The organism is Sorangium sp. So ce1014 (assembly GCF_051521505.1).
GTDB lineage: Bacteria > Myxococcota_A > Polyangia > Polyangiales > Polyangiaceae > Sorangium.
The window spans coordinates 1,038,989-1,052,842 of the sequence record NZ_CP150356.1 but is presented as its reverse complement, the minus strand read 5'-3'; the positions used below and the strand labels follow the sequence as shown (position 1 = coordinate 1,052,842).

The window sequence follows — 13,854 nt, the reverse complement described above, 5'->3', positions numbered from 1 at the left end:
TCGCGGCGTTCGTGTCGCCCTGTAGGTTTCATTGCATCGAAAGGATGTTCTTCATGCGTATCAAAGTCTCGTTTGGCTCGAGCGACGACTGGAGCCAGGCCGTCGCCCTGGTTCGTCAGAAGTACCGGCGCTCGTTCGGCGCCGAGGTGATGCCCAGCCCCGATTGCTTCGTCGTCTGCACCGCGGACCACGGCCTCGGCGCTGGCGCCTCGAAGGTGGTCGCCTGCGCGGGAATGACCTTCAGCTCCGGCGCCCGCTTGTTCTCCGAACAGTACCTCGATGAGCCGATCGAGCAGATCATCTCCGGGATGGAGCGGCGACCGGCGGACCGCGATGCGGTCGTGGAGGTCGGGTCGCTCGCGTCCGTCGAGCGCCGCGCCGGGACCGAGCTGATCCGCGCCGTGCCGATCCTCGCCTGGTGCCTTGGTAAGAGGTATATCCTCTGCACGATCACCTCGAGCCTGAAGCTCATCTTCGACGCCGTCGGCCTCAACTTCCAGCCCATCCGGGGCGCGGACGCCGCCCGGCTCGGCGCCGGAGAGCAGGACAGGTGGGGCAGCTACTACGACCAGGGGCCGCAGACTGGCTACATCAGGCTCGAGGCGATCGCCGAGATGTTCGCCCGGAGCACGGGCCGCTACCGGTTCACGGCCCTCGATCTCGACCTGGAAGAGCACAGGCGAGCGGAGCGCTACCATGAGGCTCCTTGAGGACATCGTCGCCAGGGGCGAAGCGCGGCCTGATGCCGTCATGATCGAGGTGCTGGACGCCGCGCCCGGCGCCAGACGCAGCTATCGCTGGCGTGAGATGCTCGACGCGGTCTCCGCGCTGCGAGGCCTGCTCATCGACCTGCAGGAGACGGCCGGAGGCAGCCTGCGGGTCGGGCTGGTCATGGCCAATTCGCCGGAGTGGGTCGCGGCCGATCTGGCGCTCTTTCTCGGCGGGGCCGTCGAGGTGCCGATCCCGCTCGCGTTCTCGGCGGAGCAGGCCAGGCACCTGCTGGAGCACGTCGACATCTGCCTTGTCGACGGGCCGGGGCAGCTCAAGCTCCGCGCGTGGGCCGAGGCCGGCGTCGTGGCCCCGAGGTGCCTTCCTGTCGACGTCGACGCGCTGATCCGGCGCGGCGGTTCGAGGGACCTCATGCCCCGTCAGGGCGAGGATTTCCTCTGCAAGATCATCCATACCTCGGGCACCACGAGCGCGCCGAAGGGCGTGAAGATCCGGGCTCTTGGCGTGGCCGAGCTCGTCAATTCCCTTCGCCGCAACGTGCGACCGGGCACGTACGCGCGTTATCTGTCCATCGTGCCCCTGAGCCTGCTCATCGAGCAGGTCACCGGGATCTACATGACGCTGAGCGACGGCGGCACGCTGGTGCTCCTGTCGCCGCCATCGCTGCTCCTCGGCACCCCGGGGACGACGGCGAAGGCGATCTTGCCGTACCTCCGGCTCGCGCGCCCCTCGGCCATGACCCTCCCGCCGGCCATGGTGGAGGCGATCGACCGCTCCTGCCAGGCCAGCGGCGAGAGCGGAGAGGCCCTGTTTCAACAGCTCTTCGGCCGCGACGAGCCGGCGTTCCTCGGCTGCGGCGGTGCCCCCGTCGCGCCGGACGTGCTCTCTCGGCTCGCCCGGCGCAAGATCCCCGTCTACGAGGGCTACGGGCTGAGCGAGAACTCCTCCGTGGTGACGTGGAACGTCCCCGGGAGCGCCAGGATCGGGACGGTGGGCCGGCCGCTCGATCATGTGGAGGTGAAGCTCGGCGCGGACGGCGAGCTGCTCGTCAGGAGCACCTCCCTGTTCGCCGGCTACACCTCGGCCGACCCCTCGAGCTGCGTCATCGACGCGGAGGGCTGGCTGCACACCGGCGACCTCGCCGAGATCGACGGCGACGGCTTCGTCCGCATCACCGGCCGGAAGAAGAACCTGATCATCACGGCCAGCGGCAGGAACGTCTCACCGGCGTGGGTCGAGGCGATGTACAAGTCGCTCGATTGCGTGGAAGAGGCCGTCATCTTCGGCGATCGCCTCGAGAAGATACACGGCCTCTTCATCGTGGAAGAGCGCACGGATCCGGACGCGGCGCGGGCCGCGATCGACGACTTCGGCCGGCGGCACCTGTCGGAGGTGGAGCGGGCCGCCGAGATCGTCGTCCTGCAGAGCACGCCCGAGCTTTACCGGCAGTGCTTCACCATCACCGGCCGGCCCATTCGCGCCGAGCTCTGGAAGCGGCTTTCGCTGGCGCTCGGCATCAGGGAGACATCATGTCCGGTTTGACGACGAAGGTCAGCGATGATCACGGCGGCGGCGCGCTCATCACCGTGCAGCCCGGCACGCCGCTCGACGTCCTCGACAGGTCCTCTGTGATGGAGACGCTGGCGGACGCCGGCTTCCTCCTGCTGCGTGGCTTCGCCGCGAGCCTGAGCGAGTTCTCGCGGCTCGTGTGGCGCATGAGCGATCGGATCACGCTCGACCCGGCCCGGTCGCTCCACGGCGGGGTGGCGCAGAAGGTCGACGCCGGGCTCGATGCCATCGGGCTCCACTGCGAGAACGGCAACAGCCCGTTCATGCCGCACCTCTGCTGGTTCTTCTGCGAGCGCGCGGCCGCGGTCGGCTCGGAGACGACGGTGTGCGACGGCTACAGGGTGTGGGACGCGCTCACGCCGGCGGCGCAGCGGGCGTTTCTGGACAGGGACATCGTGTACAGCCGCCACGTCGAGGCCGCGAAGTGGAAGGGCTTCGTCTACCACTCGCTGCAAGGGAAGAAGGAGATCGAGGACATCACCCTCGAAGACCTGCTCTCGCTCGCCGACGGCCGGCCCGGCACGGTGATCCGCGCCAGCGCCGGCGGGTCGATTTACTACGAGTTCCAGGTGCCGGCCGCCAGGAAGACGTTGTTCTCGGGCCGCATCGCCTTCGCGAACAGCCTCCTGGGCCCGTCTCATAATTACGAGAAGCCGAGGATCACGTTCGCCGATCGCGAGGAGATCCCCCCGTCGCTCCTGAGCGAGGTGGTCAGGGTGACGGAGGCGATGACCCTGGATATCGCGTGGCAGAACGGCGACGTGCTGCTCGTCGACAACACCCGGGTGATGCACGGTCGCCGCGCGATCCTCGACCCTCGCCGCACCATCTACAACGCCCTGAGCTTCATCAGATGAGGTGCGAACGAGGTGCCGATGCGATCACCGCAACGATCCATGGAAGACGGGCAAACAACGATTCGATGAAGGAGGAGCTCGTGGAATTCAAGGGGATGAACCGCGGCGCCCTGGGCGGGGGCCGAGACGTCGTGCGAGAGACGCTTCGAGGAGAGGGGTGAGGGGCATGCGCTCCGAGCTGCACGACATCAACCGGCAGGCTCACCTGCGGACGATGCACCCGAACGGCCTTGGCTGGCCCGAGCGGATGCCCCCGGAGGAGCTCGACTTCATCTCGCGCGTGGCGTTCGGCGCGCCGGGGCGCCGCTCGGGGGCGGTCGCCTACCTGGTCAAGGAGCTCGCGCAGCTCGCCGAGATAGAGCGTCACGTCTCGGCGGTGATGACCTACGTCATGGCGGAGATCCAGGCGGACGCGACGCCCCTCGGCGACGGGTTCGAGCTGAACCACGCGCTGTCCTGCTTCGCCGCGGAGGAGCTCCAGCACGCCGGCATGTTTTACCGCTATGTCCGGCTGCTGTCGGGCCGGGACTTCAAGTGTCCCGACAACCTCTTCGCGCAGCGGGTCGCGCTGTACCAGGGCGGTGACTCGCCGTACGTGAAGCTCTCGGCGCTCTGCTGTTCCGCGTACGTCGGCGAGTCGGTGATCACCGTGTTCGAGCACCGCCTCAGGGCGCTGGATCCGGGCAAGCGGTTCTTCTTCACCCAGCTCCTGCACGCCCACGGCCTGGACGAGGCGCGCCACGTCCAGTTCGACCATTTCCTGTTCGACTATGTGGTCCCGGCCCTGAGCCGGCAGGAGAGGCGCCGGATGCACCAGATCCTGGAGGGCACCGAGATGCTCAACACCGAGCTGGCGAGGCGCTTCGAGGAGCACGCCAAGGCGACGTTCGACATCGACTACACGGAGCAGAACGTGGCCCACGAGACGCAGCTCAAGCTCGCGAGAGCGTTCCGCGGCCTCGTGCTCGACGAGGAGATCGTCCGCAAGGTCGATGACGGGATGAGCGACGCGGACCGGCGCGTGATCAGGGAATTCGGCCACACGGAGGCCATCCACGGCTGAAGCCACGGCTGAAGGGGAGCCGCGGAGGCCCACCGCGGGTGACGGCTAAGCCGGCTCGCCATCGCCGGCGGCGGCCTGCTCGACGATCCCCCCGGCAGCGGAAGCGCCGGCGGCGGGCCGGGCGGGAGCGGCGGCGAGCCGAACGGGAGCGGCGGTGGGGCGGGCGCGGGCAGCTCCCGACTCGGGCGTCGCCGCCGGCGGCGCCGGGCGCGGGCAGCTCCGGCTGCACGGCAACGGCTGCGCGGCGAGCGGCGCCGCCGGCAGCGCCGCGGGTGACGCCGGCCACGGCCCGCTCTGGCTCCTCCTGGGGCTGCTCCTCGCGCGCCTGCCTATTTCGTGGCGCCCTCCCCGCGCTGGTGTAGATCGCCGCCCGTGAGGAAACGCCACCTCGGCAAGACAGCCCTGCAGGTCTCGGAGCTCGCCCTAGGCACCTGGGGCCTCTCGAGCGACGGCTACGGCCCGGTCTCCCAGGTCGAGGTCGATCGCGTCATCGACCGCGCGATCGCCGTCGGCATCGACCTCTTCGACACGGCCGACGTCTACGGCCGCGGCGACATGGAGCGCCTCCTCGGCAAGCGGCTCCAGGGCGCCGGCACGACCTTCGTGGTCACAAAGATCGGCACCGATCTCGACGGCCTCCCGCCGACGAAGCGGTTCGACCCGGCCTACCTCCGCACCGCGTTCGAGCGGTCCCAGGAGCGGCTCGCCCGCGACGTGGTCGACGTCGTCCTGCTCCACAACCCCACCGTGGCTGCGATGCGCGACAAGGAGCCCCTCGCCTTCCTGAAGGAGCTCAAGCAGGCCGGGAAGATCCGCGCCTTCGGCGTGAGCGCCGGCTCTGCGGACGTCGCCCGCTCCGCGCTGCGCGACGAGGCCGACGTCATCGAGATCGCCTACAACGCCTTCCACCCCGGCGATCTCCACGAGGTCGCCGGCGACGTCTCCGAGAGCGGCGCCGCCGTCCTCGCCCGCTCGGTGCTCGCGCACGGGCTGCTCGCCGGCCAGTGGAGCGCCGACCGCGAGTTCTACGCCGACGATCACCGCGTCAACCGGTGGACCCGCGAGGAGCTCAGGACCCGCCTCCGCCAGCTCGACGCGCTCCGGCCGCTTGTCTCGGGCGCCGTCGTCTCGCTCCGCTCGGCGGCGCTCCGCTTCGTGCTCGCGAACAACCTCGTCTCGTCGGCGGTGCTCGGCCCCCGCTCGGTCGCCCAGCTCGACCAGCTCGTCCGCGAGGCCGGCATGCCCCCCTACCTCCGCGACACAGCGCTCGCGGAGCTCGCCGGGCGCCTCAATCAGGCCGGGATCGAGGGGTGATCAGGATGGACCAGAGCGACAGGGAGCTCGACGAGCTCGTCCGCATCGCGCGCGCGGCGGCGGCAATCGTGATGGACGTGTACGCGACGCCGTTCATCGTGGAGATGAAGGGCCCGGGCGATCCGGTGACGCGCGCCGATCGCGAGGCGAACGCGCTCATCTGCGGCGCGCTCGAGGCCGCGTTCCCCGGCGAGGCGATCCTCGCCGAGGAGAGCGTCCCGGCCGCCGACGAGCTCGCCGCGCGCTTCGGGCGGGAGCGGGTGTTCTTCGTCGACCCGCTCGACGGCACGCGCGAGTTCGCGGACAGGAACGGCGAGTTCGCCGTCATGATCGGGCTCGCGGTCTCCGGCCGCGCGGCGCTCGGCGTCGTGCTGATGCCCACGACCGGCGAGGCGCTGGCCGGCCGCGCCGGCGACGGCGGGGGCTTCGCCTTCCTGGAGGCGAGGGACGGCAGCCGCCGCCCGCTCCAGGTCTCGCCGGTGGCCTCGCCGGCCGACGCCACGCTCATCGTCTCGCGGTCGCACCGGCCGAAGGAGATCGAGCCGCTCCTCTCGCGGCTCGGCATCTCGAAGGTCGTCCCGTGCGGCTCGGTCGGCGTGAAGATCGCCCGGATCGCGACGGGCGAGGTCGACCTCTACGTGCATGGCGGCGGCGGCGCCAAGCTCTGGGACAGCTGCGCGCCCGAGGCCGTGCTCCGCGGCGCCGGCGGCCGGTTCACCGACCTCACCGGCGCGCCCATCGACTACACCGGCCCCGGGCTCAAGCTCGCGCGCGGCATCATCGCCTCGAACGGCGTCCTCCAGGACGCCGTCGTCGCCGCGGCGAGGGCGGAGCTCGGCTGAGGCGCGATGCGGGCGCAGGCGGAGATCGTCGTCGTCGGCGCGGGGATCATGGGCCTCGCGATCGCCTACAACCTCGCGCGGCACCACGGCATCACGGACGTCGTCGTCGTCGACCGGAGCTACCTCTGCGGCGGCGCCAGCGGCCGCAACGGCGGCGGGGTCCGCGCGCAGTTCTCGAGCGAGGGGAACATCCGGCTCATGCAGGAGAGCATCCGCATCTGCCGGGATTTCGCCCGCGAGATGAAGATCAACATCTGGTTCCGGCAGGGCGGCTACCTCTTCCTCGTGCGCAGCGAGGCCGGCCGCCGGACGCTCGAGAAGAGCGTCGCCGTGCAGAACGCGTGCGGCCTCGGGACGCGGATGCTCACCGCCAACGAGGCGCGCGCGATCGTGCCGGAGCTCTCCACCGACGGCGTCGTCGCGGCGAGCTACAACCCCGACGACGGCGTCGTCTTCCCCTGGCCGTTCGTCTGGGGATACGCCGAGCGCGCCCGGAAGCTCGGCGTCGACATCGCCACCTTCACGAACGTCCTCGGTTTCCGCACGCAGGGCGCGCGGATCGACGCCGTGGTCACCGACCGCGGCGAGATCCGGACGCACCGGGTGGTCAACGCCGCCGGCGCGTGGAGCCCGGAGATCGCGCGCCTGCTCGGGGTGGAGCTGCCGAACCGCCCGCACCGCCACGAGATCTGCTCGACCGAGCCGCTCAAGCCCTGGCTCGGCCCGCTCGTCGCCGACCTCTCGAACGGCCTCTATTTTTCCCAGTCGATGCGCGGCGAGATCGTGGGCGGCATCTCCAACGAGGACGTCCCCGAGGGCCTCGACATGGGGTCGAGCCACAAGTTCCTCGCGCTGTATGCGCGGGCGCTCGTCACGGCGTGCCCCGTCCTCGGCAGCGTGAAGGTGCTGCGGCAGTGGGCTGGCTGTTACGACCTCACCCCCGATCAGAACCCCATCGTGGGCGGGGTCGACGACGTGGAGCACTTCTACCAGGCCTCCGGGTTCATGGGTCACGGCTTCATGATCGCGCCGGTCATGGGCAAGCTCATCGCCCAGCACATCGCCGAGGGCACCGCCCTCCCCCTGTTCGATCGCTGGAACCTCCGCCGCTTCAAGGAAGGCCGGCTCCTCAGCGAGGCGATGATCATCGGCTGAGCCTCGCGCGGGCAGGCTGAGGACGCCGCCCGCGCCCATTCGCCCGCCCTCCCCGCCCCGCGCTTCGCCTAGACTCGCCCCCCTTCCCCATGGGTCACCTCGTCCTCGTCACCGGATCCTCGAGCGGCATCGGCCTCGCCACCGCGGTCGCGTGCGCGGCCGCGGGCCATCGGGTCATCGCCACGATGCGCCGCCCCGAGAAGGCCGGCGCCCTCCTCGCCGCGGCCGCCGCGCGGGGCGCCTCGCTCGAGGTCGAGCCGCTCGACGTCGCCTCGCAGAGCGCCCCCGACCGCGTCCGGGAGATCCTCCGGAAGCACGGCCCCGTCTATGCCCTCGTCAACAACGCCGGCATCGCGGTCGGCGGCGCCTTCGAGGAGCAGGCGGACGACGACGTCCGCGCGCAGTTCGAGACCAACGTCTTCGGCCTCATGGCCACGACGCGCGCCGTCCTCCCGGCGATGCGCGGCGCCGGGCGCGGCCGCATCATCAACGTCTCGAGCGTCTCCGGGCTCGTCGGCCTCCCCGGCGTGAGCATCTACGCGGCCACGAAGCACGCCGTCGAGGGCTTCAGCGAGGCGCTGCGCTGGGAGGTCGCCCCGTTCGGCGTCCACGTCTGCCTCATCGAGCCCGGCACCTTCAAGACCGAAATTTTCTACGAGAACCAGCGTCGCGGCGCCCACATCTCGCCCGAAAGCCCCTACGCGGCCATGACCAGGACGATCGAGCAGCTCGTCCTCCAGGACGCCGCCAAGGCCCCGCCGCCCGCCCCGGTCGCGGCGGCGATCCTCCGCCTCATCGAGGCCCCCTCGCCCCCGTTCCGGACCCTCATCGGCCGGGACGCACGGGCGCTCGTCGCGCTGCGCCGTGTCATCCCCGACCGGCTGTTCGCGACGGGGATCCGCCGGCTGGTGTCCACGCAGCGCTCGCGTTGACACGATCTCTGGCCCCGAATAGTTTCGGCACCGCCGTTTCCATGACGGAGCGGCGCCACGTCGTGGCCAAGGGGGGCTGCGCCCCCTGCCGCGCGCTGTTTTTGTCCGCTTTCGTCCCCTCAGGCTAACGAAGGCTAGCCGCTGACCCCCTCCCCTGCAGCGCGCGCCGCGCGACGGCGAGGTCAGGCCGGCAGCATCACCGAGGTCCCGGAGGAAACACCATGTCCCGCTCAGCACGCAGCATCCTGCCGCTCCTTCGCTCGCTCCTCCTGGGGGCCGCCACCGCGTCGTCGATGGCGCTCTCCGCAGGGATCGTCGCCGGGTGCGCCGACGAGAACGACCCCGAGACGCACGTCAAGCGGCTCGACGACCCGGCGACGGTTACCCCCTCGGTCAACCGGCTCGTCCAGTTCTTCGAAGACGCGATGACGCGCGACAACAAGGACCGGAGCGGCCCGACCGTGAAGCCGCTCCTCGACAAGATCATCGAGCCGATGACGCAGCGGTGCGTGGCCGGCGACCTCGATGAGCGCACGAACTCGAAGCTCATCAAGTTCATCTCCGACACGCGCGACCCGCGCGGCGACGCCTGCCTCATCAAGGCGCTCAAGGACTACAAGCCCGAGTCGACCGAGGAGGACGTCCGCTGGGCCGTGCGCGGCCTCGGGGCGATGAAGTCGGAGAAGGCCGCCGAGGCGCTCATGGGCGTCTTCACGAAGCTCCAGCACGGCAAGGCGAAGGGCTCCAGCATCTCGCGCGACGTGCACGACGCGATGATCGACATCAACAGCAAGTCCTGGGAGGACGGGCTCATCACGATGCTCGGGCGTCCGATCAACGATCCGAAGGACGTCGCCACGATGCGGAACGAGCTGTTCTGGCAGATCACGGCGGCGGAGGTGCTCGGGTGGCAGCGCAGCGAGAAGGCGGTCGTGCCGCTGCTCAAGATGGTGCTGTCGCCGCTCAAGGCGGACGCCGCCACCACCGCGATCCTCGCGCTCACGAAGATCGGCAAGCCCGCCATCCAGCCGGCGATCGCGCTGCTCCAGGGCGAGCAGAAGGAGCTCATCGAGTACTCGAAGGTCGAGAACCTGAAGGGCGCCGGCGACAAGGCGAGCGCGGAGCAGAAGAAGGCGGCGGAGACCGCCCACGTGGCGGCGGCCGCGCTCGTCCTGGCGACGATCGGCCGGCAGGAGTCGGTGCAGCCGCTGCTCGCCGCGCTCTCGAAGGCCGAGGACGTGCCGCGCGCCATCATCGCGCGCGAGCTCACCAAGGTGCCCAAGACGCCGGAGACCCTCGCCGCCTTCCAGGCGGCCTACGAGAAGACGCCCGCGGGCCTCGAGATGCCGCCGGCCGGCCTCAACGCGCGGGTCATGCTCGCCGAGGCGGCGAGCAACTTCTTCGACGCGAGCCTCGTGCCGTGGATCGTGAAGACCGGGCTCGAGGCGCGCGGCGAGGAGGACGACGTCGCGCAGATCCGCGACGTGTCGCTGCAGACCGCGCTCAAGCTGATGAAGCCCGACCAGGTCGCCGACGTCGACAGGCTCGCGAACACCCGCACGAGCGGCGGCGGCACGGTCGGCAAGTCGATGGAGAAGGAGATCAAGCTCGCGAAGGAGCTGCTCGGGGCCTGCGGCGCCAAGGTCGAGTGTTACATCGGGAAGCTCGGCGACCCGTCGGCGCAGACCAAGGAGACCCAGTTCACGGGGATCAAGGCCGCCTACATGACGGGCGTCCTCGGCTCCCCCGACGTCCGGCAGCAGATCATCGACGCGCTGCCGAAGGCCTCGAACGCGGCCGTGCGCTTCGTGTCGGTCTCGGTCATCGACGCGCTCTCGCCGAAGGGCGACGCCGACGTCGCGAGCAAGCTGCAGAAGATCGTCGACGACGGCGAGGCCTCGAGGGACGCCGAGAAGATGGCCGGCAACGCGCCCTTCAAGACGGTCATCTACCGCCTGACCGCCCGCGCCCAGTAAGCCCGCAGCGCCACGCCCCGTCCCGCGGCCAGCTCCCGGGACGGGGCGAGCGCGCCGGCGTGCAAGCGTGCAAGCGTAACAACCAGCACCCATTTACAGATTTTCTTTTTCCGGCGCTTTCCGGGGCGATGTTTCGCCGGGGTGCCTGGATCCCCGATTTTTCCTGGCATCTCCTCCGTCTTGACGGTTTACTCCGGGCCCTCTTCACGGGGCCTTCCTGGCTGAACGAACCATGATCGTGCTCGAGGTAACCCAGGGTCTCGCTGCCGGGCGCACCTTCGAGCTCCAGGGCGAGCTGATCACGCTCGGGCGCTCGCCGGACAACCGGGTCGTGCTCGACGATCGCCACATCTCCGGGGCGCACGCGCGCATCGTGAACGGCGGCGACGGGGTGATCCTCGAGGACCTGCGCTCCACGAACGGGACGAGCGTGACGCGGCGGGGCGAGCGGCTGGAGCTCGGCCCCGGTCGCAGCGCGGTCGCCCTCCAGACGGGGGACGTCATCGAGCTCGGCTCGGGCGACGCGGTCACCCGGATGGTGGTGAAGATCCCGGAGGAGGCCGACGAGGCGCGGGTCGTCTCGATCCGGCGCCTCGACGAGATCGAGCCTGCCCAGGCGAAGATCGAGCGCGATCCGAGCGCGCTCTCGGCCATGTACGCGGCGCAGAAGCGCATCGGCGCCGCGAACGATCTCGACCAGGTGCTCGCCGAGATCGCCGACGCGGTGCTCGCGCTGGTGCCGAGCGCGACGCACGTCACGGTGGTGCTCCGCGACGACGACCAGGAGGCGGGCGCGGCGCCGGCGGTGTTCGTCCCGGTGCTGACGCGCGTCCGCTCCGCGTCGGGCGGCGGGGCGCCGCCGGCGGGGCCGGTGCCGATCACGCGCAGCGTGTACCGGAAGGTGATCAAGGAGCGGGCGGCCGTGCTCGCCGCCGACGCCCCGATCGAGGTCGGGCAGACCGAGTCGCTGATGGGCGCCTCGATCCGCAGCACCCTGGCGGTGCCGCTCTGGAAGGGCGAGGAGATCATCGGCGTGCTCCAGGCCGACAACCGGAGCGCGCCCGGGATGCTGAACGCGGGCGACCTGGAGACGCTCCTCGTGCTGGCGGCGAACGCGTCGCTCGCGGTGGCGAACGCCCGGCTCATCAAGCGGCTCGTGCTCGCGGAGGAGCGGCTCCAGAAGGAGAACAGCTTCCTCAAGGGGCGCGAGGAGAAGCGCCGGGGCGGGGGCGGGGGCGCGGTCGACATCATCGGCAACAGCGACGCGATGCGCAAGGTCATCGGCCAGCTCGACAAGGTGGTCGACACGCGCGTCACGGTGCTGATCGAGGGCGAGACGGGCACGGGCAAGGAGCTCATCGCCGCCGCCGTGCACTACCGCTCCCGCCGCCGCGACAAGCTCTTCGTCGCGCAGAACTGCGCGGCGCTGGCCGAGAGCCTCCTGGAGAGCGAGCTCTTCGGCCACAAGAAGGGGTCGTTCACGGGCGCGACCGAGGAGAAGAAGGGCCTGTTCGAGATCGCCGACGGGGGCACGCTCTTCCTCGACGAGATCACCGAGACCCCGCTGTCGCTCCAGTCGAAGCTCCTCCGGGCGCTCCAGGAGGGCGAGATCCGCGCCGTGGGGGCGACGAGCCCGAAGCACGTCAACGTGCGCATCGTCGCGGCGACGAACCGGAACCTCGAGGACGAGGTGGCCAAGGGGCGATTCCGCGAGGATCTCTACTACCGGCTCAAGGTGTTCCCGATCCGCCTGCCGCCGCTGCGCGAGCGACGCGACGACATCCAGCTGCTCGCGGCGCACTTCCTGGAGCGCTACGCGGACGAGATCGGCAAGCCGTGCGGCGGGTTCAGCCAGCAGACCCTGGAGCTCATGGTCGCGTACGACTGGCCGGGCAACGTCCGGGAGCTCCAGAACGAGGTGCAGCGGCTCGTCATCCAGCTGGAGCCGGGGGCGTTCGCGACGCCGGAGCTGCTGACGCCGCGGATCCGGCAGGTCGAGGGGCTCGTGGCGCGGGCGGGGACGCCCAAGGGGTCGCTCAAGGAGATGATGGACGCGGTCGAGAAGTTCTTCCTCCTGGAAGCGCTGCGCGGGCACAACAACAACAAGACCAACGCAGCGAAATCGCTCGGGATCACGCGAGAAGGGCTCCACAAGAAGCTCCGGCAGTTCGGGATCTGACGGCGAGGGCGCCTGCGACGCGGGGGCGCCGCAGCGGAGGGGGTCGGCCCGTCCGCGGCGTGCGCTCCGCGTCGCATCGACCTGGGCGAGGGCTCGCCCCCTCCGCGCGGCTCGGCGACGAGTCGCTCAGTCGCTCAGTCGCTCAGTCGCTCTGTCGCTCTGTCGCTCTATTGCTTCGGATTGGCGCGCATTCGCTTCGAGATCTGCTTCCAGCGCCGCTTTTCCTCGACCCTCGCGCGCACGTCCTGCTGCCGGGCGAGGTAGCGTCGCTCCGCCCCGAGCTTGAGGTACGCGCCGAGGCGCTCCGGGTCGAGCTCGCCGTCCTCGATGGCGCGGCGCACCGCGCACCCCGGCTCGCCGTCATGGGCGCAGTCCCGGAAGCGGCAGGCGGCGGCGCGGGCCTCGACGTCGTCGAAGCCTGCCGGACCTGCCCCATCCGAGGACCAGAGGCCGAGCTCCCGCACACCCGGCGTGTCGATGAGGAGGCCGCCGCCCGGGATCAGGAACAGCTCCCGGTGGGCGGTCGTGTGGCGGCCGCGCTCGTCTGACGCCCGGATCTCCCCCTCGAGCTGGATCTCGGCGCCGAGCAGGCGATTGCTGAGCGCGGACTTCCCCACGCCGGACGAGCCGACCAGGGCGAGGGTCTCCCCTGCCCCGATCTCGGCGCGGAGCGCGTCGAGGCCGGCGCCGGACAGGGCGCTGACGAGCGCGACCGGCGCGGTGGGCGCGACCTCCCGCGCGGCGTCGATGAACCGCCCCGGATCGGGGCAGACATCTGCCTTGTTGAGCACGAGCACCGGGCGAGCGCCGCTGTCGAGGACCGCCTCGATGTACCGTTCCAGGCGGCGCACGTTGAAGTCGGCGTTCAGCGACGTGACGATGAGCACCTTGTCGACGTTGGCCGCGAGCACCTGGGCCTCCACCGTGGGCCCCGCGGCCTTGCGGCGCAGGCACGTATTCCGCGCGAACGTGTGGACGATGTACGCGGGCCCGGCGCCGTCGCCGGGCCTGAGCCCCACCCAGTCGCCGACGGTGGGGAGCGCCGCGCGGTCGGCGGCCTCGTGCGCGAGGCGCCCGCTGATGACCGCGAGGCGCGGGCCGTCCGCGGTCTGCACGTGGTGCCTCGAGGCGGAGGCGAGGATGACACGCGCGGGCTGCACGGCGTCCTCCAGACAGGCGAGCTGGCTCGCGAAGAAGGGAGTCCATCCGAGCCCGATCAGATCGGGTCGCGGTTCGTT

General features: G+C 70.7%; 11 protein-coding genes. 10 read left to right on the top strand and 1 reads right to left on the bottom strand.

Annotation, left to right across the window (positions count from 1 at the left end; all coding sequences use genetic code 11):
* Positions 1–53: 53 nt before the first annotated feature.
* From WME75_RS04030 to WME75_RS03985, 10 genes are all read left to right on the top strand, one after another.
* Positions 54–710: a thermostable hemolysin gene (locus tag WME75_RS04030; RefSeq protein ID WP_437486601.1), complete on the top strand. Its 657-nt coding sequence runs from the start codon at positions 54–56 to the stop codon at positions 708–710.
* On the top strand, positions 697–2,271 hold the full coding sequence (locus WME75_RS04025; RefSeq protein ID WP_437486599.1) for an AMP-binding protein: 1,575 nt from the start codon (positions 697–699) through the stop codon (positions 2,269–2,271). The genes WME75_RS04030 and WME75_RS04025 overlap by 14 nt, the downstream gene beginning before the upstream one ends.
* A complete protein-coding gene (locus WME75_RS04020) occupies positions 2,259–3,155 on the top strand; it encodes a TauD/TfdA family dioxygenase (protein WP_437486597.1) in 897 nt (298 codons plus the stop codon). Before WME75_RS04025 ends, WME75_RS04020 begins: the two co-directional genes overlap by 13 nt.
* Before the next feature lie 166 nt (positions 3,156–3,321).
* On the top strand, positions 3,322–4,218 hold the full coding sequence (locus tag WME75_RS04015; protein WP_437486595.1) for a diiron oxygenase: 897 nt from the start codon (positions 3,322–3,324) through the stop codon (positions 4,216–4,218).
* 372 nt (positions 4,219–4,590) lie between these two features.
* Positions 4,591–5,532: an aldo/keto reductase gene (locus WME75_RS04010; protein ID WP_437486593.1), complete on the top strand. Its 942-nt coding sequence runs from the start codon at positions 4,591–4,593 to the stop codon at positions 5,530–5,532.
* Positions 5,533–5,537: 5 nt separating this feature from the next.
* A complete protein-coding gene (locus WME75_RS04005) occupies positions 5,538–6,374 on the top strand; it encodes a 3'(2'),5'-bisphosphate nucleotidase CysQ family protein (protein ID WP_437486591.1) in 837 nt (278 codons plus the stop codon).
* Between the two features lie 6 nt (positions 6,375–6,380).
* Entirely contained in the window at positions 6,381–7,529 is a 1,149-nt protein-coding gene (locus tag WME75_RS04000; protein ID WP_437486589.1) for an NAD(P)/FAD-dependent oxidoreductase, read from the top strand.
* An 89-nt stretch (positions 7,530–7,618) separates the two neighbouring features.
* Positions 7,619–8,461 (top strand): SDR family oxidoreductase, encoded by an 843-nt coding sequence (locus WME75_RS03995; protein WP_437486587.1) that lies wholly within the window; start codon positions 7,619–7,621, stop codon positions 8,459–8,461.
* 221 nt (positions 8,462–8,682) lie between these two features.
* Positions 8,683–10,437, top strand: coding sequence for a hypothetical protein (locus WME75_RS03990; RefSeq protein ID WP_437486585.1), 1,755 nt, complete (start codon positions 8,683–8,685; stop codon positions 10,435–10,437).
* 232 nt (positions 10,438–10,669) lie between these two features.
* Complete coding sequence (locus WME75_RS03985; RefSeq protein WP_437486583.1) at positions 10,670–12,616, top strand: sigma 54-interacting transcriptional regulator; 1,947 nt, start codon at positions 10,670–10,672, stop codon at positions 12,614–12,616.
* A gap of 167 nt (positions 12,617–12,783) precedes the next feature.
* Here the strand turns inward: WME75_RS03985 and rsgA are convergent, their stop codons facing one another.
* Positions 12,784–13,776, bottom strand: a complete 993-nt coding sequence (gene rsgA, locus WME75_RS03980; RefSeq protein WP_437486581.1) for a ribosome small subunit-dependent GTPase A — start codon at positions 13,774–13,776, stop codon at positions 12,784–12,786.
* Positions 13,777–13,854: the final 78 nt, after the last annotated feature.